Source organism: Sphingobium sp. AntQ-1 (assembly GCF_028538045.1).
Classification (GTDB): domain Bacteria; phylum Pseudomonadota; class Alphaproteobacteria; order Sphingomonadales; family Sphingomonadaceae; genus Sphingobium; species Sphingobium cupriresistens.
Genome location: NZ_CP117158.1, coordinates 2,908,261 through 2,928,869 on the forward strand (window position 1 = coordinate 2,908,261; position 20,609 = coordinate 2,928,869).

Here is a 20,609-nt window from a genome sequence, read left to right on the forward strand (position 1 = left end):
ATGCGCCGTTTGACTGCCCCGCTGCGCGCTTTGGCGGCGCGCGATCCGTTCCTCGTCTTTGTGGTCGTGTCGGGGGCGATCTTCGTGCTCTATTGGGCGGTGACGGCCAGTCGCGCGACGATCGACGTGCCGCTGTCGGTTCAGAAAAGCCTGTCCGACGATTATGAGATGATGGCGGGCAGGAAGCCCGATGCGCAGGCCAAGGCCAAGCTGATCCACGATTATGTCGCCGACGAACTGCTGTTCCGCGAAGCGGTGGAGCGGGGGATGCACATGACCGACAAGACCACCAAGCAGCGGCTGATCGATCGGGTCCGTTTCATGATCGCGGGCGCGCCTGCCGAACCGAGCGAAGACCAGTTGATGGGCTATTATGCCGGTCATCGCGATCTCTATCGCGCCGAACCGCGCATGTCGCTCGACCATGTCTTTTTCGAGCGGAAGCCGGCGGATGCGCCCGCGATGCTGGCGACGCTGCGCGCGGGCGGCACGGTCAAGGGCGATGATTTCTGGATGGGCCACGACCTGCCCAACTACGGCGAATCCATGGTGCGCGGGATGTTTGGCCAGCCCTTCACCGATGCGCTGAAAAAGGCGCCGGCCGGGGCGTGGATCGGCCCGCTCCAATCGACCCGTGGCTGGCATTTTGCGCGGGTGCGCGATCGCGGCCCGTCCGCGATGCTGCCCTATACCGATGTGCGCGATCAGGTGAGCCAGGACTATCTGGCCGCGGAAACCGGCGCGCTGGTCGAGAAGGAAGTGCGCAAGCTTGAAAGCGCCTACCGCATCCAGGTGGAGCAATGATGGTGCGTCGCCTGCTGCTGATCCTGACGCTGTTCCTGGGCTTGGCCGCCCCGGCGCAGGCGGACGTGTTCCGCGTCGGCGATTTCAATATCCAGCAGGGCGCGGACCCCGGCAGTTTCGAATTGAGCGCGTCGGTCCCGTCGGTCCTCGCCAGCGACAAGCCGCTCGGCCTGCCCGAAGGGTGCCGCGAAACCAGCCGGGAGAGGCTGACCGAAACGGTGATGACCCGCTATGCGATCGGCATCGCCTGCGACCGGGCGCTGGGGGGCGACGATGCGATCGTTACCCCCTGGGCGGTCGATGGCGGCACATTTCTGTCCACCGCCACCGGCGCGCGGGTGCAGCAGGCGCTCCAGCCCGATGGCGACAGCCTGTCGCTGCCGATCGGTGAGACGGCGGCGCGGACGCGCGCCCTGCCCGAAATCGCGGTCGAATATACGGGACAGGGCATCGTCCACATATTGGGCGGCTGGGATCATCTGGCCTTCGTCCTGTGCCTCTGCCTGCTGGCGCGCGGGCACTTCCTGCTGGGGTTGGTGACGACCTTCACCATCGGCCATTCGCTCAGCCTGGCGCTGGCCTTCTTCGACATCGTCACCGTGCCGGTTCCGCCGGTGGAGGCGGTGATCGCGCTGTCCATCGCGTTCATGGCGCGCGAAGCGATCCGCGCGAAAGAGGAGGACAGGGCCGATCCGGCCAAGCGTCGCCGGCAACTGACTGTCGTGGCGGGCTTTGGTTTGCTTCATGGGCTGGGCTTTGCGACGGTGCTACGCGAACTGGGCGTCGCGCCGCAGGAAAGGCTGTCGGGGCTGCTCTTCTTCAACGGGGGCGTCGAGCTGGGGCAGTTGATCTTCGTCGCCTGCGTCCTGGGCGCGCTGAAGCTGGCGGCGATCTTCGATCGCGACCAATGGGTGCGGCAGGCCGCGCTTTATGGCGCCGGGATCGTCGGTTGTTTCTGGGTGATGGAGCGGGTGGCGGGCTTCACCTTGGGAATGGCATGAGCCTGGAGGCGCTGGCTCGCGCGGCGCTGGCGCGGGGCGATTTGACCGCTGCGGCGCAGGCGGCGCAACGCCTGGCGATGGAGCAGCCCGAACGCCCCGCCGGTTTCTTCCTGCTGGGCATGGCGGCGGCCGAAGCGGGGCAGATGGCCAAGGCGCTGCCTATGCTGGAACAGGCGGTGGCGCGGGGCGGGCAGGCCGAGCATCTCGCCCAATATGCGCGCCTGCTCATCCTGCTGCGGCGCGATGGCGAGGCTGGCAGGGCGGCGCGCGATGCGTTGGCGGCAGCCCCGGACGATGCGCTGACGCTCGATACGATCGGCTGCGTGCTGGCGCGGCTGGGCGATCATGCGGCGTCGGTTGCGCCGTTCGAGGGGGCGGTGGCGGCCGAGCCGGATAATCTGAGCTATCGCTACAATCTTGCTGCCGCCTGCGGTTTCACCGGGCGGGTCGATGCGGCGCGGGATCATTATGAGGTGATATTGCGCGCCGATCCGGGGGACGCGCGGGTCCATTATGCGCTGGCCATTCTGTCGCGGCAGAGCGTACAGGCCAATCACGTGCCGCGACTGGAGGGGGCCTTGGCGAAAGCGCAGCGGTCCGAAGACAGGCTGCGCATTCGCTATGCGCTGGCCAAGAGCCATGAGGATATAGGGAACGCCGCCGACGCTTTCGCCCATCTTGCTGCGGCCAATGCTGCGCACAAACAGGCGATCGGCTATGATTTTGCGGCCGATGCGGCGATCTTCGACGCGATCGAACGGTTGTTTGCGGACGGCGCGCCCAAAGGTTGGGGCGCGGGACTGGACGATCCTGCGCCGATCTTCGTCACCGGTATGCCGCGCACTGGCACGACCTTGGTCGATCGCATCCTGTCGTCCCACCGCCAAGTCGGGTCGGCGGGCGAGTTGCAGGCGATGCCGCTGGCGGTGAAGCAATTGTCTGGCACGCGATCCCGGCTGGTGATCGACCCGGATACGATCGCGGCGAGTGGGGGGGCGGACCCGCTGGCGATGGGACAGGCCTATATGACGCGCGCCAGCCATCATCGGCCCGACGGGAAGGCGCGCTTTACCGACAAGCTGCCGGCCAATTTTCTTTATATCGGCCATATCCTGCACGCGCTGCCGCAGGCGAAGATCGTCTGCCTGCGCCGCCATCCGATGGATACGCTGTGGAGCAACTATAAGAATCTCTTCGCCAGCCAGTCGGCTTATTACGCCTATAGCTACGACCTGATGGACATTGCGCGCTATTATGCGCGCTTCGACCGACTGATGGCGCTGTGGGATCGACTGTTTTCCGGCCGGGTGCTCCAGTTTTCCTATGAAGCATTGGTCGCCGATCAGGAGGGCCAGACGCGCCGCCTGCTGGACCATTGCGGGCTGGAATGGGACGCAGCCTGCCTGTCCTTCCATGAAAACAAGGCGGCGGTCGCGACGCCCAGCGCGGCGCAGGTGCGCCGTCCGCTCAATGCCGATGCGGTGGCGCGCTGGAAACGGCATGAAGGGGCGCTGGTCCCGGTCCGCGACTGGCTAGTGGCGCAGGGCATCGCCGTGGCCTGAACGGCGCAGTCTCGGCGATTTTTCCAACATCGTTTTTGTATGTCAGGCACGGCGTGGACGGGACCAAAAAAGGGCGTCTTCCAATCTGGAAGACGCCCTTCTCCTATCCTGTAAACCGCGATCAGAACTTCAGGCGGCTTTCGACGCCGATCACGCGCGGCTGCGCGACCGACTGGGCATAGCCGCGATAGATGACGCCGTCGTTGACCAGGCCATAGCGGGTCAGGTCGTTGCCAATGCCCGTGATCGCATATTTGTCGAAGATGTTGTTGGCGAACACCCCGATTTCATAGGCGTCGGTCTTGTAGCTGATGTTCGCGCGGCTCATTGTGTAGGCCGGGATACGCTCGCCACCGCCACGCAGGCCCGGACGGCTGTAGATGCCGCCGGTGTAGGTGGTGGTCCAGCCCAGCACCAATGCGTTGTCACCCATGGGAATATCGTAGGTGACGCCGATGGCGCCGCTGTTCTTGGTCGAACCCGGCAGGCGGTCGCCAGCGAACACATCGACCAGATCGCCGCCCTGGACTGACAGAAGCTGTGGCACATCCTCGGTCAGCTTCGCGTCGAGATAGCTGTAGTTGCCGCGAATGGAGAGGCCTTGGATCGGCCGCGCATCGAAGGAGAATTCGATGCCCTTCGATTCCGCCGCGCCGCCATTGGTGATGATGCCGATCGCGCCATTGGCGGTCTGGCCATCCAGCTGGATACCGTTCCATTTGATCTTGAACGCCGACAGGCTCATCGACAGCTTGCGATCGAACAACTGGGCGCGAACGCCGATTTCGGCATTCTTGACCGCGTCCGGTCCATAAGACAGTTCGTTTTCAAGTGCGCAGAGATTCTGGCCAGGCGGCAGCGGCAGGACGCAGGGCGCGACGCGATTGACACCCCCGATGCGATAGCCCTTCGAATAGGTGCCCCACACCATCAGGTCCGGTGTGATGTTGTAGGAGCTGTTGAACTTCCAGACCGTGCCGTCCTTGCCGGTCGAACCGGCGCGCGAGCGGAAGTTGATCGCAGGAAAAGTTTGGAACAGTGGCAAGGCGGTGCCGCCCAGCACGTCGGCGGCATATTTGAAATAGCGGATGCCCGCCGTCACCTGCCATTGCGGCGTGATCTTGAAGCTGCCTTCGCCGAAGATCGCTTTCTCGTCGAGCTTGGTCTTTACATAGGACGCATACTCGACTTCGTCGGGCCGATTGATGCCCGCATAAGCCGGGTAACCAGGCACGATCTCACGATAGTCGGAATTGGTGCTCTGCCGATTCCAGAAGCCGCCCAAGACCCAGCTGAACGGGCCGCCATGGGTGGAAACCAGCCGCAATTCCTGATTATATTGCTCGTCCGTGCCACGCGACTGGGTATAGCCGGAGAAGGCCGGGAACAGTTCGTAATCATAGTCGAGGTCGAGCAGCAGATCGGTCACGTCGATCGAGCTGCGGCGTTTCTTGTTGGTGTATGCCGACACGAAGATCGCCTGCGCCACGTCGGCGATATTGCCCTGCACTTCGAGCGAAACGAGCTGCGAGGTGCGCTTGGACGGCTCGGCGGAGCGCCATGGCGCTTCATATCTGCCTTCGCCAATCACATTGCCACCGGTCGCCTGGCGGCCCTGGGTCTTGGTCTGCTGGAAGGCGTAAGTGAAATAGGCCTGGAAATCCGCGCCCGTGAAACCGAGTTGGTTGCGGCTGGTGAAGGTCTTTTCGGAGTTCAGATCCTTGCGGCCCGCGAAGTTCGCCGCCTTGTCGGCATCGGTGCCGGTGGGGTTGGCGACGCTGCCCGGCTGGGGCAGCGACGTGCCGGGCGATTTGAGGATGAACGGATAATCGATGAAGCCGGGATCGTAATAATAGCCGGTGACGGTACGGAAGGCGATCGCGTCCTTGACGATCGGGACGTTGAGCACGCCGTAACCAACATAGCCGATGCCCTTGCTATGGGCGACGTCATAGGCGCGGCCATAGACTTCGCCGCTGAATTGGGTCGGATCGGGGCGGTTGGGGATATAACGGATCGCGCCGGCCAGCGTACCCAGACCGTAAAGCGTGCCCTGTGGGCCGAGCAGCGTTTCGACGCGCTCCAGATCGATCAGCTTGTAATCGACATAGAGCGGCACATCGCCCAGATAGATGCCGATCGCGGTATCGCTGTTGCCGCCGGTGGAGCTGGTGTCGCTGGCCGAAAGACCGCGCATCACGATGTTGGCTGCGCCATAGGGGCCAGTATCGGTGATGGTGATGCCCGGCGTAAAGGCGGCGATGTCGCGGATGTCATCGATCTGCTGGCTGGCCAGCTGCTCGGCGCCCACGGCCGAAATATTGATCGGCGTTTCCATCAGCGTGGTGCTGCGGCGGGTGCCGGTGACGACGATGACGTCGCCGTCCGCTTCGGCCGCTGTAGCGGCGGGCGCGGTCTGGGCCATGGCGGGCATGGCCGCCGCGGCGCTGGATATGATCGTCGCGGACAATAGTCCCAGCTTGAGCTTTGCGCGATACGACATGGTGTTCCCCTTCTTTTTGCAATTCTTCCCCGGTCGTAATCCTCTGCCTGGATCGGCCATGGCGTGCATGTGACGCAGCCATGGCGCGGCGGGCGGCATGGCCTGCCGCCTCTTGGCTTTTGGCATGGCGCAGAGGCTATGGAGCGCGCAGGCACTCAAACATGGGGCATTTGACGTAGCTTGTCCGTCTATCCCGCCATGGCGCGGTCCTACGTCAAACGCCCTATTGGGATCGAGGGGGCGGACCGCCTACCCATCGGGTCGAAGGCGGATTTTCCGCCCCCGTCCTGATGCCTATGCCCGCTTGCGGGGCTGGAGACTATGCATGTCGTCAATGACCGCCATCACGGGATGGAGCATGGCCGGGATCGCGGCGATGGGCGCTGCGATAGCGGGCGTGCCCGATCGCAATGCCGGCACCCCCGCGATGCAGACGCCGCTGGAAGATGATATGGGTCGGCCCAAGCCGCTGGAGCTGCCCAAGGATGTCGAGGCGAAGCTGGCGGGTGTCGATCAGGCGAAGATCGATTTCCTGAAAAGCGGCGTCGCTGGCCGCTATGTGGAAAAGGACGCATTGTTCGACCGCATCCGCAAGGGCACACCGGAAGAGATCAGCGCCTATATCGATGCGATGCAGGCGCTCCACGCGCAGGTGGAATATAAGGCCGGGCGCGATCTGGCCGCCATTCCGCTCGACACCCGCTCGCCCTGGTTCAACGCCTGGAAGGCGAGGCGATCGGGCGCGCTCGATCCCAAGCGGGCGGCCGGCCCGATCGAACTGACCCGCTATGTCGGCGGCTGGGGCGGCGGCTTCGCCACCTTTGCCGGCGCGCCGGCGGCGATGACACCGGACGATCTGGTTGCCGGCAAGGTGGACGTCGCGATCGTCGGCGCGCCGCTCGACATGGGATCGGGCTGGCGCAACGCGATCGACGGGCCGCGTGCGATGCGCATGACCGGCGGCGCGGCCGGCAACGACATGTATTCGATGATCAACCCCAATGCCGCGCTCAAGATCGTGGACTATGGCGACATCGCCATCGACCAGAACAGCACCGAACGCAGCGTCGATCATGTGCGCGACATGGTGGGCGAGATTGCCAAGACCGGAGCGATCCCGATCGTCATTGGCGGCGACCACAGTCTGGAATATCCCAATGTCGCGGCAGCCGCCGACGTGCATGGGAAAGGCAATGTCAGCGTCATCCACTTCGACAGCCATTATGATATCGGGCGCGGGCGCGTGCATCTGCTCGATCATGGCCAGCCGGTCTATCGCGTCATCAGCGAAGGCCATGTTCGCGGCAGCGACTATATCCAGGTCGGCCTGCGCGCCCGTGGTCCCGACCTCGAAACCTTCGGCTGGATGCGCAACAAGGGGATGCGTTATCACACCATGGTCGAGGTCGAGAAATGGGGCTGGGACAAGGTGATGGCCCGCGCGCTCAAGGAAGCGCGGGAAAAGGCCAAGAAGCTGTGGATCAGCTTCGACGTGGACGTGCTGGACCCCGCTTTTATGCCCGGCACCGGCACGCCCGTTCCCGGCGGCCTGACGATGCGCGAAGCGCAGCCGATCATGCGCAACCTGTGCGCCCAGAACGACATCGCGGGTATCGATATCGTTGAAGTCGCGCCCTATCTCGACACCAGCTACAAGACCGCGCTCAACAGCAATTTCCTGCTGAACGCCTGCCTGGCCGGCATCGCCATGCGCAAGAAGGGTCTGAAGCCCGGCTATCTAAACCCTGTTTCGGTCGATCACGGGCTGGACGCTTATTATGGGAAGAAGAACTGATGGCACGCTCCATCCTGCTGGCGCGCAGCGCTGCCGTCTGCCTTGCCTTGGCGACGCTTGCCGCGCCGGCGCTGGCGCAAGGCAGCGACCCGCTCGCCAGCCTTTCGCCGGAAAAGAAAGCGTTCCTGTCCGATCCCGCAACGCTGGAACGGTTCGGCCTGACGCCGGAGAAGTTGCAGATCGCGCTGGCCGGCCGCCCGGCCGCCGACGTCGATGCCTATGCGACCGCGCTGATGGCGGTGGTGGAGGACAGCAAATATAAGGCAGGCCGCGATCCCGCGGAAATCGCGCTCAACCCGCAGGCGCGCGGCTGGAACGCCAGCACCACGGTTCGTCCCAAGATGTTCGACAAGCTGGCGCGTGAAGACGGCCCGTTCAGCCTGAAACGCTATATGTTTCAAAAGGGCGGTATCCCGACCTTTGCTGACGCGCCGGTGGCGATCCGCAAGGAAGATCTGGTCGCGGGCAAGGTGGAGGTCGCCTTCGTCGGCGTGCCGCTCGACTTCTCGTCGGGCTGGCGTGACGCGAAACATGCGCCGATGGCGCTGCGCGGCATGGATGGCCTGGTCGGAGCGGATGCCGATGGCGGGGTCGATCCGGGCCTTGTCCTCTCGATCGCCGATTATGGTGACCTGACCCCCGATTATATGGCGCCCGACCGGGGCCTGGACCATATCCGCGCCATGATCGCGGAAATGGCCAGTGTCGGCGTCGTTCCCTTCATCGTCGGCGGCGACCATACGATCATGTTCCCCGATGTCGCCGCGATGGTGGACGTCTATGGCGCGGGCAAGGTCGCGCTGGTCCAGTTCGACGCCCATGCCGATGCCGAACTGAACGGCGATCATCTGATTTCCGATAACCAGACGCTGACCCGCCTGCTGGAGCAGAATCTGCTCCGCGGGAGCGACGTGACGCTGGTCGGCCTGCATGGCCGCGATGCTGGCCCGGCGACGCAGAAGCGATTGACCGACGCAGGCGCGAAGATCGTGCCGACGGCGGCGATCCAGGAAAAAGGCTGGCAGGCGGTCACGACCGATCTGATCGCGGGCCTGAAGACGGGGCCGGAAAATGTCTTCGTCTCCTTCGACATGAGCGTGCTCGATCCGGGCGATGCGCCCGCATCCGGTCGCCCGGTGCCGGGCGGCATAACGATGCGGGAGGCCATTCCGATGGTCCGCCAGATCTGCGCCCAGACCAAGGTGGTGGGCTTCGACCTGCTCGACGCCGCGCCGATCCTGGACCCGACCTATGTCAGCCGGATGAGCGCCAACTACATCCTGCACGCCTGCCTGAGCGGCATCGCGATACGCAAGACGGGCGCGACGTCGGTCCAGACCGCCAAGCGCTGAACCAGGGAGAACCGCCATGCCGTCGATCAATGCGATAAGCGGATGGGGCATGGCGGCGGCCGCGGCGGCCTCCGCCGTGGTGGCGGGCAATGGCTTCGACACGCCCAACCCGCCGCCGCCTTTGCCGCAGGAAGATATCATGGGAGAACCCAAGCCCATCGAGATTCCCGCCGATGTCATGGCGAAGCTTTCTGGCATTGCACCGGAGAAAGTGGCCCTCATCAAGCAGGGGCGCACCGGCCGCTATGTCGAGAAAGATGCATTGTTCGGCCGCATCCGCACCATGCCGGCGACCGAACTGGCCGCCTATATCGATGCGATTGCGGCGCTCCATGCGCAGGTCGAATTTCAGGAAGGGCGCGACGCCAGGACGATCCCGCTCGACACCCGGTCGGCCTGGTTCAACGCCTGGAAGGCGAAGCGGCCGCTGGTGATGGACCCCAGGCGCGATGCTGGCCCCATGGACCTGGGCCGCTATATCGGTGGGCGGCGCGGCGGTTTTGCAACCTTTGCGGGCGCGCCGGTGGCGATGACGCCGGAAGATTTGAAGGCGGGCAAGGTCGATGTCGCGATCGTGGGCGCGCCGCTGGACATGGGATCGGGCTGGCGCAACGCGATCGACGGGCCGCGCGCGCTGCGCATGACCGGCGGCGCGGGCGGCAACGACATGTATGCGATGATCAACCCCGGCTCCGTGCTGGAGATCGTCGATTATGGCGACATCGCCATCGACCAGAACAGCACCGAACGCTCGGTCGCCCATGTGCGCGAGATGGTGCGCGAAATCGCCCGCACCGGCGCGATCCCGATCGTCATCGGCGGCGATCATAGTCTGGAATATCCCAATGTCGCGGCGGCGGCGGACGTCCATGGCAAGGGCAATGTCAGCGTCGTCCATTTCGACAGCCATTATGATGTCGGGCGCAACGGCGTTCACTGGATCACCCACGGCTCGCCCGTCTATCGCGTTCTGCACGAAGGCCATGTCCGGCCGCAGGATTATATCCAGGTTGGCCTGCGCGCGCGCGGCCCGGATCTCGAAACCTTCGGCTGGATGCGCAACAAGGGGATGCGCTACCACACCATGGTTGAGGTGGAGAAACATGGTTGGGACAAGGTTATGGACCGCGCCATCGCCGAAGCGCGCCAGAATGCCAAGAAACTGTGGATCAGCTTCGACGTCGATGTGCTGGACCCCGCTTTCATGCCCGGCACCGGCACGCCCGTTCCCGGCGGCCTGACGATGCGCGAAGCGCAACCGATCATGCGGCGGCTCTGCGCCGAAAACGACATCGCCGGCATCGATATTGTTGAAGTCGCGCCCTATCTCGACACCAGCTACAAGACGGCGCTCAACAGCAACTATCTGCTGAACGCCTGCTTGACCGGGATCGCCATGCGCAAGAAGGGCCTGCCGCCCCGCTACTGGAATCCGGTGTCGTCCGAACATGGGCAGGATGCCTATTACGGTCCGAAAAAGAAATCCTGACACTCATCAAGATTCTGATGGCGGATTGCGCAGCCGCCATACGTCATTTGGGCAATAGCGCCGTTCGAGCGCCTGCTTAGGCTTCGACATCCGCCCAAGGCAAATGGCTGGGCGCCAAGGGGGACATACAGGGTGAAGCGGCTTCCCGTCACGAAATTTGGCTTGGTTGCGCTCTTTTCCGCGTCGGTCGTGTTCGCCCAGGCGGATGGCGGCCCCGATGGCGCGACGATGAAGGAGACGGAAGCGGGCATCCCCGTCACCGATCCGCTCGTCACCGAAAAATGCAGCGCCTGCCACACCGCGGACGCCAAGGGCAATCTGTCGCGGATCAGTTGGGTCCGCACCACGCCGGAGGGCTGGGCGCAGGCGATCAAACGGATGGTGCGCCTGAACGGTCTGGCGATCACGCCGGAAGAAAGCCGGGCGATCGTGAAGTCGCTCTCCGCCTCGCACGGCCTTGCGCCCGAAGAGGCCCGTCCGGTCATGTATCTGCCCGAAAAGCGGATGCTGGACGAAACGATCATCCCCAACGAAACCATGCGCGGCGCCTGCGCGAGTTGCCACAGCTATGCCCAGCCCCTGTCCTGGCGCCGGTCGAAGCTGGAATGGAAGACGTTGCAGGACTTGCACGTCGCCCTCTATTCGCAGGCCGACGCCCAATATCGTCGCCCGGCCGAAGATGCCGAACAGCCTGTCGGGCGCGATCCCAAGGACAAGCTGACCCGCGGCGACTATGCGCTGACCTATCTGCCCAAGGTGGCGCCGCTGCACACCCCCGAATGGGCCGCCTGGAGCGCGCGCCAGCGCAATCCGCGCCTGGCTGGCGAATGGCTGGTCGTCGCATCGGTGCCGGGCAAGGGCCGCTATGTCGGCGAACTTACCGTGGCGCCGGGCAAGCAAGCCGACGAATTTACCACTAGCGCGACGCTGCGATCCCTGACGGACGGTGGCACGATCGGCCGCACCGGCACTGGCATCGTCTATGCCGGCTATAGCTGGCGCGGCTCCTCCACCGGCGCAGGCGCTGCCAAGCCCGATGACCTTGGCAGCGCGGCGCGCGAAGCGATGTGGTTCGCGCCCGACCAGCAGAGCGCGCAGGGCCGCTGGTTCTGGGGCGACTATCAGGAATTTGGCTATGACGTGAAGCTGGTCCGCGCGACCGCCGCGCCCGCGATCCTGGCGGTGACGCCGGGGCCGGTGAAAGCTGGGAGCAAGGGCATGCAACTGCGCATCCTGGGCCACAACTTGCCCGCTTCGCCCAGCGCCGCCGATATCGATCTGGGCGCAGGCGTGACGGTCGCCAGAATCGTGTCGGCCAGCCCCAAGGAACTGGTCGTCACCGCCGATGTCGCACCCGGCGCATCGTCCGGTCAGCGCGACGTCGCGATCGCCGGCGCGGTGCTGGAGCAGGCCTTCCCGGTCTTCCACAAGATCGACTATATCAAGGCGACGCCTGAAACCGCGCTGTCGCGGCTGGGCGGCATCAAATTCCCCAAAGGCTATCAGCAGTTCGAGGCGATCGGCTACGAAAACGGCCTCGACGGCAAGCCTAACACGCCCGACGACATCGCCGTTGGGCCGGTTGCCGCCGAGTGGGCGATGCAGGAATTCCTGTCGGTCTATTATGACGACGACACCAAATATGTCGGGGCGCTCAGCCCCACCGCCTTCTTCACCCCCGCCGAGGAAGGGCCGAACCCGGCCCGCCGCTTTGGCCGCAACAATTATGGCGAAGTCTGGGTCGTCGCGACCGCCAAGACGGAAAAGGACAAGTTCGGCAAACCGCTGAGCGCCCGATCCTACATGGTGGTGACGGTGCCCGCCTATCAGAAATGGGATCAGCCGGAGGTGTCGCGATGACCGTCATGCAGGCGCCCGCCTATCGCCGGGCCGAATATCACGGCTTCCAGGCGGGCGGCGGCCACTTCGTCTATCTGGTCAGCGCGGGCGCGATCTTCGAGATCGACGCGGATGTCCGCGCGGTGTTGACCCGGTTGGATGGACAGGAACTGTCCCATGCTGCGCTGGTGCGCGAATTGTCGAGCGACGGGACCGATCCGGCCGATGCCGAAGCGCTGGTGCGCGAACTGCGCGCCGCCCGCCTGATCCAGCTTGGCGCAGCCGCCCCGGTTATGCCGCAGGCGCCACCGGCCGATTTTCCGCTCCAGGCGCTAGTGCTGAACGTCACCAACCAGTGCAATCTGGCCTGCACCTATTGCTATGAATTCGGCGCGGACAAGATCGCGACCCCGGCGGGCAAGCCCAAATATATGACGTTGGAAACGGCGCAGGCTTCGGTCGACCTGCTCATCAGAGAAGCGGTTGGGCGCAAAGCGGTGCATATCACCTTCTTCGGCGGCGAAACGCTGATGAACTTCAAGCTGCTGCGCGACGTGGTGGACTATGCGAACGCGGCCACGGCGGCGGCGGGGAAGGCGATCACCTACAGCCTCACCACCAACGCCACGCTGCTGACGCCGGAGATCGTGACATTCCTCTCCGATAATCGCATCGGCGTCACCGTGTCGATGGACGGCCCGCCGGAGATGCAGGACAAGCATCGCGTCTACAAAAATGGCAAGGGCAGCTATGCGGTGATCGAGCCGCGCCTGCGCACGCTGATCGCGCACCACAAGACCCGCGCCATCACCGCGCGCGTGACGCTGACCGAAGGCGTCACCGACGTCGTGCGCATCTTCCGTCATCTGAAGGACGATCTGGGCTTCCACGAAGTCGGCTTCGCGCCAGTGACGACGGGCGAGGAAAGGGCCTATTCGCTGGATGACAATGGCATGGACAGCGTGCTGGCGCAGTTCAGCCTGCTCGCCGACGAATGGCTGGAATATGCGCTGCGCGGAGAATCCCACGGGTTCACCAATGTCAGCGAGACAATCAGCGAGCTGATTTCCGGGGTCAACAAGTCGCATCCCTGTGGCGCGGGTCTGGGTCTGATGGGGGTCAGTCCGTCGGGCGACCTGTCCCCCTGCCATCGCTTCACCGATGCCGACACGCACAGCATGGGTCATGTCTCCAGTGGTATCGACCGGGCCAAGCAGGGCGATTTCCTGGCCAAGGGCCATGTCGAGGCGAAATATGACTGCCAGAGCTGCTGGGCGCGTCCGCTGTGCGCGGGCGGATGCCATCATGAGGCGTTCGTGCGCTATGGCGACACCGGCCACGCCAACCTCCATTATTGCGACTGGATCCGGCAATGGACCGACACCTGCCTGCGCATCTACGGCGTGCTGGCCGTAAAAAATCCCGGCTTCCTCGAACGCTTCGCTGAACGGAAGGGCCTGTCATGAAGCATCTTCGTGCCATCAACAAAAAGGCGCGCGCGATCGGCGAAGCGGTGGCGCAGATCGAGGCGGTGTCCGCCGGAACGCCTGCCGATATGGATGAGGATGTCGTCGCCCTCCAGCAGCAGCCGCGGCCCCATGTGCCGATGGGTTGCACTTTATCCTTTTCGCCCGGCTGGGAAGTCGATGCGGGCGGCGGCACGGCGGGCCTTTGCCAGCCGGTCGAGCGCGACATATACGACTGCTACGTCACTTGCTTCTGGCCCGTCCAGGTGCCCGACCATGTGAATTACTCGCCCGACTGGGCCAGCAACTGCGCCACCGCCACCAAGGATTGGCGCAGTCTCGATCTCGTTTTTCCATGAGGCGCGCCATGTCGATCTATCGCACTATCGTCGCTGCCGGGCTTGCGGTGCTCGCCGCGCTCCCGGCGTCTGCCGCCACCCTGTTCATGGGCAGCTATCCCGACGAATTGCTGGTCTTCGACGAAGGCAAGGCGGCGGTGACGGGCAAGATCAAGCTCGACACCGGCCTGCCGACATCGATGCTGCTGTCGGACGACGGCAAGCGCATCTATGTCACCACCATCACCACCAGCGGGATCGAGGTGATCGACACCGCCACGCGCAAGGTGATCAACAAGTTCAGCCTGAACGACGGCGTCACCCGTTATCGCTTCTGGGGCGGGGCTGCGGACCCGACCGGCCGCTATTTCTACACCGTCATCAGCCGTTTCGACAAGGAAGCGGATCGCTACAAGGTCAGCAAGCCAATGTACGGCGTGATCGACCTGAAGCTGCAAAAGGTCATACGCACGGTCGATATCGACAAGGAAGATGAAAAGGCAGGCGGTGGCTATCGCGCCGCCTATAAAGTGTCGCAGGACGGCAAATATCTCTACATCTTCGGCGACAAGGTGCTGATCCTGACCGTCGCCGACATGAAGGTCATCGACCGCATCGACCTGGCCAAACCCGAAGGGACGGGTCTGGAAAATGTCGGCTTTGGCGGGGCGATCGACACGATCCGCACGCCCGGCCAGTTCGTGTCGCTTTTCAACGCGGCGGACCCCTATATCCACAACAAGATGTTCGGCCTCGCCCGTTTCGACCTGAACAGCCGCCAGTTCGATTTCACGCCGATCGGCCCCGCGCCGGACAATATGGCCGGCCTGCAAATGACGCCCGATGGGAGCCAAGCCTACACCGTCGTGACCAACGGCAAGCTTGGCAACAAGCGCTGCGAATTCTGGCACATGGACATGAAAAGCAATGCGGTCGTCGACAAGGCGGAGTTCCAGTGCCGATCCCGCTTCCGGTTCGGCATGTCGATGGATGGGACCAAGCTTTACATTTACGGCGCCAGCTATGATGTGGAGGTCTATGACGCCAAGACGCTGAAGCTGGAAGCGACCTGGGATCTGGGCAACGACACCACCGGCGCGGGCATGGTCGCGGTGGAATGAGAATAGAGATTATCTGTTCCCCCTTCCTTCGTTCACTTCGAGCGAAGTCGAGAAGCGGCAAGCGCCGTGTTGGCGTTTCTCGAAACGCTCGAAACGAACGAGTGTCGCCACGATGACCATCATCGCCATCCGGGGCAGCGGCATCGCCGCCACGGGATGCGCGCATATATTGGCTGGCGCGGGCTTTCGGGTCGCAATCGAAGAACGCCGCCGCCCGTCCGTGCCGACGATCATGCTGAGCGATCCGGCCCTGCGCCTGATCCGCGGCGTGTTCGATCGGCCGGACCTGTTTGCCGACCAGCCGCGCGTGAAGCGACGGCTGGTCGCCTGGGGCGGGGCGCCGGTCATGCTGCCCCATGACGCGGCGCTGGCATCGGAGGAGCAGGTCCAGGCGGCCTTGCCATCCATCGCGGCATTCGAAGCAGGGCCAATCGATTTCACCATTCATGCCGCGTCGCCCGCGCGGCTGGGGGACATGCACATCTTTGGCGAACGCAACGCGATCGCGGCTAAGGTGACATTGCGCGATCCCGCCTGCATCGAAGAGGCGCGGATCGAGGCCGTTGCGACAGGCTGGCTCTATCTGGTGCCGGCCGAACCGGGCTTTGGCTGGCTGCTGGGCGTGGGTGGCTCGGTAGATGGGTTGCTGGGTAAGAGCGCGCTGATCGCGCCGGTCGTGGACGCGATCGGCGCGACATCCACGCCTTTTCCGGCTGCGCCCCGCCTGCAATTGCCGCTCCATGGCGATGACTGGCTTGCCTGCGGCACGGGGGCGCTGGGCTTCGACCCGATTTGCGGCGACGGCACGGCGCAGTCGGTGCGGGAGGCGATATTGGCGGCAGCGGTCGTGATGGCCATGGCCGATGGCGGCGATCGCGCCGCGCTGCTCACCCATTATCGATCGATGCTGATCGCGGCGATGCGCCGCCACCTGCTGCTGTGCGCGCGATTTTACGCCAATGGCGGGCAGGGTGGCTGGTGGCGCGCGCAGCATGACGCGCTGATGGAGGGGCATCATATATGCACCGGCCTGCTGGCCAGGCTCCCCGAACCGCGCTTCCTGCTCGACGGTTTCCGGCTGGCGCCCCGGCAGGTGGCGGCATGAGCGCCCCGACCGCGCCGCCGATCGCCAATTGGGGCGCCTACAAGCGCCTCACGCCCTTCCTGCGCCCCTATCGCGGCGCGTTGCTGGCCGTGCTGGCGATCAGCCTCGTCTCGACCATGCTCGGCCTCGCCCAGCCCTATCTTTCCAAGCTGATGATCGATCAGGCGCTGCTCAAGCGTGATATGAGCGCATTGGTCGACATTGCGGCGATCATGATCGCCGTCACCATCGCGGGCTTCGCGGTCAACATCCTCGCCAGCTATCGCTATGTCGCGCTGTCGGCGGCGATGCTCTATGATATCCGGGCCGCGTTGCTACGCCATCTCCAGACGCTGTCGCCGCGCTTCTATGGCAGTTTCCGCCTCGGCGATCTCGTCTCCCGCATGAACAGCGACGTCAGCGACGTGCAGCGGATCGCCTCCGACACTTTGCTGTCGGTCGTCAGCAACCTGCTCTTCTTCGTCGGCTGCGTCGCGATGATGCTGTGGCTCGACTGGCGGCTCTTCCTGGTGAGCGTCGTGCTGGTCCCGGCCAGCCTGGCGACCTTCAGCTATTATCAGCGTCGCCTGACGGCCCTCACCCGCGACATGCGCGAGCGGGGGGCGGACCTGGGCAGCCTTCTGGTCGATACGGTGATGGGGATGCGTGTCGTCGCCTCGCTCCGCGCGGGCGAGCATGAAGTGGGGCGTTTCAAGACCAAGAACGACGCCTTCGTCGCGTCGATGCTGCGGATGCAGGTGGCGTCCTTCATGACCGGGGCGCTGCCCGGCACGCTGATGACGGCGGCGACATCCGCGGTGATCCTCTATGGTGGCTGGCGGATCATTCATGACGGAATGAGCATCGGCACACTCGTCGCCTTCATGACCTATCATATGCGGCTGCTCTCGCCGATCCAGACGCTGATGGGGCTAACGTCCGGGCTGGCGTCGGCGCGGGTGTCGCTGGGGCGCATCTTCGAACTGTTCGACACAAAGCCTGATGTCATTGAGCGCAGCGATGCGCTGCCCATGGCGCGGGCGGGTGAGATGCGCTTCCAGCAGGTCGCGATGCGCTATGATCGCGATGCCGTGCTGCGCGATATCGACCTCACGATCCCGGCGGGCAGCCTGTGCGCTATCCTTGGCCCCAGTGGCGTCGGCAAATCGACCATGGCTGACCTGATGGTCCGCTATCTCGATCCCGACAGCGGGCGTATCACGGTCGATGGCCGCGACCTGCGCGACTATCGACTGGACGATCTGCGGCGGGAGATCATCCTGGTCGATCAGGCGCCCTATCTGTTCAACGACACGATCGCGGCCAATATCGGCTTCGCCATGGCCGATGTGTCGCCCGACGCCATCGCGGCGGCGGCCCATGCAGCCGGGCTGGACGGCTTCATCGATAGACTGCCGGAAGGCTATGCCACGCGCGCGGGTGAGCGCGGCATGGCGCTGTCGGCGGGCGAGCGGCAGCGGGTGGTGCTGGCGCGCGCCTTGCTGCGCCAGCCCAGCATCCTGATTCTCGACGAGCCGACATCGGCGCTGGACGGGGACACCGAGCAGCTTGTGGCGGGACGGCTGCGCGATGCGCTGCCCCACGCCACGATCATCGTCATCACGCATAAGCCCGCGCTGGCGCGGATGGCCGACAGCATCATCACGCTGGAGCAGGGACGGGCGCAGATGACGTCGCGCGCAGAGCCTGTCGATGCCTGATCCGATCCGTATCGCCGTCATCGACAGCGGCGCCCATCCCGATCATCCGCATATCGATCCCGCCCGGTTGTTGCCCGGCATTGCGATCGCGGGCGACGGCGCGATCAGCGAGTGCGACACCATCGACGCCCTTGGCCATGGCACCGCCGTCACCGCTGCCATCCAGGGGCAGGCGCCCGATGCGCTGTGCCTGCCGATCCGGGTGTTTCACGATGCGCTGCGCACCACCGCGCGCGCCTTGATGACCGCGACCGATTGGGCCGTGGCGGCGGAGGTGGATATGATCAACCTCAGCCTTGGCACGGTGAACCCGGCGCATCGCGATCTGTTCGCGGCGGTCGCCGATAGGGCATTGGCGGCGGGGGTGCTGATCGTCGCCGCGCGGGAGGTGGAAGGGACGCCCTGTTATCCGGGCAGCCTGGCCCAGGTGCTGGGCGTGTCGCTCGACTGGGACTGTCCGCGCGAGGACTATGTTGCGCGGGACGGGATCATCTTCGCGTCCGGTCATCCCCGGCCGATCCCCGGCGTGCCGCAGCGGCGCAACCTTCATGGTGTCTCGTTCGCTGTCGCGAATATGAGCGGCATCGTGGCGCGGGGCGGGCGACCGGCGATAGCCCGCTATCGCGATCAGGCGATGCCGAACCCCGCGACCCGCTCGACCATCCAGAAGCAGCCGATCGCGCCGACCGCATAGAGCGCGGCGACCCGCACCGGCGTTGCCAGCGACACCGCGCGTAACCCCGCCAGCGTCGCGACGATCGCGCCGACGAAGATCAACTGTCCCGCTTCCACGCCGATGTTGAAAAAGACCAGCGCCGGCAGCTTCTCGCCCGCCTGCACGCCCAGTTCGCCCAGCGCCGTCGCAAAACCCAGACCATGGAGCAGGCCGAACAGCGATACGACGATCGCCTGCCGCCGGAAAGCGAAGGCCTGCTTGCCCTTGCCGATCAGCAGCGCCTCACGCGCCATGAAGGCGATCGACAGGGCGATGGCGGCCTCCACCGGCGGCACGGGCACGCGCACCAGTTCGAAAAAGGCGATGGCGAGCGAGATGGAGTGGCCGGCGGTAAAGGCGCTCACCAGCCAGAGCAGGTCGCGGCCGCGCGCCAGCAGCGCCAGACAGAGGACGAAGGCCAAGTGATCCCAGCCCAGCCAGATATGCCAGACGCCCTGGGCCAGAAATTCCGGCGCGATCCGGGCGATCGGCCGCGCCGTTGCGGCGGTTTCGCCGACCGGCACGGCGATGCCTTGCGCGTCGCCGGTCAGGCTGCGATCGACCTGCGCGCCCATGACATTGGTGACGAAGCGGCCGCCATCGGCCTTCCACGGCGTCTGGATGACGTCGCCAGCGGCAAAAGGCCGGTCGCACGCCAGCTCAAACCCATATTGCGCCCGCCCGCCGCCGGTCTGGCGGCTCATGCCGGTCTGGCGGCAGCCGTCGGGCAGGATGAGCGGTGCTGGCTGTCCCACGGCTTCGGGAACGGCGGCGGTGAAGTCATAGGTGTTCGGGTCTTCGCCGCGCGTCAACGCGAAGTCGGCGGAAAGGAAGATATCGGCCATCGCCGTGCCGGGCGCCAGCGCCGCCAGCGCGAGCAGCAGCAGGGCGAACAGCTTATTCTTCGACATCCAACTTCTCCTTCAGGCCCGCCAGCGCGTGTTGAATGGCGGCGTTGCTATGGGCGATCATATAATCCTGCCGCACCTGATCCCTGATCGCGGGAAAGGGGATCATGGCGGACGCGATGCTCTCGCTCTTTTTCACGAAATGCCAACCGCGCGGGGATGCGATCGGGCCGATCCAGCGGCCTTCGGGCGCGGTCTTGAGCGTGTCGACGAAAGGCTGGCCGAAAATGCCGCGCACCATGGAATCGCCATAGCGGGGGAAGTCGCGGCCCAGCCAGAAATCCTCGCTGCCGATCGTCTCGCCCGCATTGAGCTGGGCCAGCAGGACGTCGGCGTCAGCGGGCTTTTGCTGGCGGAAAATCTGGGTGAAGCTGGTGCGCGGTTCGGCGCGATACAGGTTCAGATGGTTCGAATAATGATCGACCAGTTGTTCTTCGTTCGGTTCGGGCGGGGCGCCGGCGATCAGGTAGCGGACCTTGTCGACCAGTCGCTTGCGGGTTTCCCCGTCGGTCAGGTGCATGTTGCGGTCGATCGCCTCGCGGAACAGCAATTCCTCGGCCAGATATTCGGCCTTCAGCCGGGCGCGATCCTGCGCCGTCGCCTTGCGTCCGGTCAGCGTCTCCAGGTCCGCGACCTGCGCCTGCTCGATCTCCGCCGTGAAGATGACGGGCGGCTTTTCGAAATGCTGGACGACCTGATAACTGCCGAACAGCGCCACGCCGGCCAGCAGAAAAACGAACAGCGGATCGCGCGCCACCCGGCCGATCCCCGACATCGGATTGCGCCATTGCCGCGGCGATGTCGCCGCCTTGCATGTCGCCATAATATCCATGGATTCCGCCCCGTTCGCCATGCCCGCAATATTAGGGGGAAGCGCATCGCCATAGCCTACGTCAAATGACGCATACGGG

The 20,609-nt window shown here is 64.7% G+C and carries 16 protein-coding genes; 13 read left to right on the plus strand and 3 right to left on the minus strand.

The window, feature by feature from the left end; all coding sequences use genetic code 11:
• From sphantq_RS14530 to sphantq_RS14540, 3 genes are read left to right on the plus strand one after another with little or no spacing between them, the layout of a single operon-like run.
• On the plus strand, positions 1 to 804 hold the full coding sequence (locus sphantq_RS14530) for a peptidyl-prolyl cis-trans isomerase (protein WP_165363552.1): 804 nt from the start codon (positions 1 to 3) through the stop codon (positions 802 to 804).
• Positions 801 to 1,805, plus strand: a complete 1,005-nt coding sequence (locus sphantq_RS14535; protein ID WP_272798815.1) for a HupE/UreJ family protein — start codon at positions 801 to 803, stop codon at positions 1,803 to 1,805. Before sphantq_RS14530 ends, sphantq_RS14535 begins: the two co-directional genes overlap by 4 nt.
• Complete coding sequence (locus sphantq_RS14540; RefSeq protein WP_272798816.1) at positions 1,802 to 3,367, plus strand: tetratricopeptide repeat-containing sulfotransferase family protein; 1,566 nt, start codon at positions 1,802 to 1,804, stop codon at positions 3,365 to 3,367. Before sphantq_RS14535 ends, sphantq_RS14540 begins: the two co-directional genes overlap by 4 nt.
• A 121-nt stretch (positions 3,368 to 3,488) precedes the next feature.
• Here the strand turns inward: sphantq_RS14540 and sphantq_RS14545 are convergent, their stop codons facing one another.
• Positions 3,489 to 5,870, minus strand: a complete 2,382-nt coding sequence (locus sphantq_RS14545) for a TonB-dependent receptor (protein ID WP_066600882.1) — start codon at positions 5,868 to 5,870, stop codon at positions 3,489 to 3,491.
• A gap of 325 nt (positions 5,871 to 6,195) precedes the next feature.
• On the opposite strand from sphantq_RS14545, the gene sphantq_RS14550 reads away from it, so the two are divergent.
• The 10 genes from sphantq_RS14550 to qhpE all read left to right on the plus strand — a co-directional run bounded on the left by sphantq_RS14550 (position 6,196) and on the right by qhpE (position 18,769).
• Positions 6,196 to 7,665, plus strand: coding sequence for an agmatinase family protein (locus sphantq_RS14550; protein ID WP_272798817.1), 1,470 nt, complete (start codon positions 6,196 to 6,198; stop codon positions 7,663 to 7,665).
• Positions 7,665 to 9,017 carry an agmatinase family protein gene (locus sphantq_RS14555; RefSeq protein ID WP_129925365.1) on the plus strand — a complete coding sequence of 451 codons (1,353 nt, stop codon included), beginning with the start codon at positions 7,665 to 7,667 and terminating at the stop codon, positions 9,015 to 9,017. The genes sphantq_RS14550 and sphantq_RS14555 overlap by 1 nt, the downstream gene beginning before the upstream one ends.
• Before the next feature lie 16 nt (positions 9,018 to 9,033).
• The gene (locus sphantq_RS14560; protein ID WP_129925366.1) at positions 9,034 to 10,506 is read left to right on the plus strand and encodes an agmatinase family protein; all 1,473 of its coding nucleotides are present in this window, start codon (positions 9,034 to 9,036) and stop codon (positions 10,504 to 10,506) included.
• A gap of 132 nt (positions 10,507 to 10,638) precedes the next feature.
• Positions 10,639 to 12,366, plus strand: a complete 1,728-nt coding sequence (peaA, locus tag sphantq_RS14565) for a quinohemoprotein amine dehydrogenase subunit alpha (protein WP_272798818.1) — start codon at positions 10,639 to 10,641, stop codon at positions 12,364 to 12,366.
• Complete coding sequence (peaB, locus tag sphantq_RS14570; protein WP_272798819.1) at positions 12,363 to 13,811, plus strand: quinohemoprotein amine dehydrogenase maturation protein; 1,449 nt, start codon at positions 12,363 to 12,365, stop codon at positions 13,809 to 13,811. The genes peaA and peaB overlap by 4 nt, the downstream gene beginning before the upstream one ends.
• Positions 13,808 to 14,170: a quinohemoprotein amine dehydrogenase subunit gamma gene (gene qhpC / locus sphantq_RS14575; RefSeq protein ID WP_272798820.1), complete on the plus strand. Its 363-nt coding sequence runs from the start codon at positions 13,808 to 13,810 to the stop codon at positions 14,168 to 14,170. Before peaB ends, qhpC begins: the two co-directional genes overlap by 4 nt.
• Positions 14,171 to 14,178: 8 nt before the next feature.
• Positions 14,179 to 15,270 (plus strand): YncE family protein, encoded by a 1,092-nt coding sequence (locus sphantq_RS14580; protein ID WP_272798821.1) that lies wholly within the window; start codon positions 14,179 to 14,181, stop codon positions 15,268 to 15,270.
• A 112-nt stretch (positions 15,271 to 15,382) separates the two neighbouring features.
• On the plus strand, positions 15,383 to 16,375 hold the full coding sequence (locus tag sphantq_RS14585) for a hypothetical protein (protein ID WP_066600898.1): 993 nt from the start codon (positions 15,383 to 15,385) through the stop codon (positions 16,373 to 16,375).
• Entirely contained in the window at positions 16,372 to 18,075 is a 1,704-nt protein-coding gene (locus sphantq_RS14590; protein WP_272798822.1) for an ABC transporter ATP-binding protein, read from the plus strand. The genes sphantq_RS14585 and sphantq_RS14590 overlap by 4 nt, the downstream gene beginning before the upstream one ends.
• Positions 18,068 to 18,769: a subtilisin-like serine protease QhpE gene (gene qhpE, locus sphantq_RS14595; RefSeq protein ID WP_272798823.1), complete on the plus strand. Its 702-nt coding sequence runs from the start codon at positions 18,068 to 18,070 to the stop codon at positions 18,767 to 18,769. Before sphantq_RS14590 ends, qhpE begins: the two co-directional genes overlap by 8 nt.
• Here qhpE and sphantq_RS14600 read toward each other — a convergent pair.
• A complete protein-coding gene (locus sphantq_RS14600) occupies positions 18,703 to 19,701 on the minus strand; it encodes a HupE/UreJ family protein (RefSeq protein WP_129925374.1) in 999 nt (332 codons plus the stop codon). The two genes, qhpE and sphantq_RS14600, sit on opposite strands and share 67 nt — an antisense overlap.
• Complete coding sequence (locus sphantq_RS14605) at positions 19,688 to 20,521, minus strand: peptidylprolyl isomerase (RefSeq protein WP_272798824.1); 834 nt, start codon at positions 20,519 to 20,521, stop codon at positions 19,688 to 19,690. Before sphantq_RS14605 ends, sphantq_RS14600 begins: the two co-directional genes overlap by 14 nt.
• Positions 20,522 to 20,609: the final 88 nt, after the last annotated feature.